Origin of the sequence: Idiomarina sp. Sol25, from assembly GCF_033052775.1 — a bacterium.
Classification (GTDB): Bacteria; Pseudomonadota; Gammaproteobacteria; order Enterobacterales; family Alteromonadaceae; genus Idiomarina.
The window spans coordinates 1-261 of the sequence record NZ_JAUPEW010000162.1 but is presented as its reverse complement, the minus strand read 5'-3'; the positions used below and the strand labels follow the sequence as shown (position 1 = coordinate 261).

Sequence of the window (261 nt, the reverse complement as noted above, 5' to 3'; positions counted from 1 at the left end):
GTAAGTTTTAGTCACTTCGCCCACAACGTGCTACGCGACGATCCTGTTCTGTATGACAATCAGTTCGGGTTTACAGGCATCCCCTAGTGATTGCTGGAGCCGAAGCTACCAGAAGCAACGGGTCAAGAGGACTGCTTACGCAGCCAGCTTGTACTCCGCGCCGTAGTTTTCGTCATTGGCAACTATAAAAGTTGCAACAGTGGATTTACGAGTTCTGTTACCAACTCGGCATGCACCTAGAGTTTCGCTACCGGCGTCGAA

General features: G+C 50.6%; 1 other RNA gene. It reads right to left on the bottom strand.

Annotated elements, in window-relative coordinates:
- Positions 1-261, bottom strand: a transfer-messenger RNA (tmRNA) gene (ssrA, locus tag Q5L94_RS13860); the annotation flags it as partial.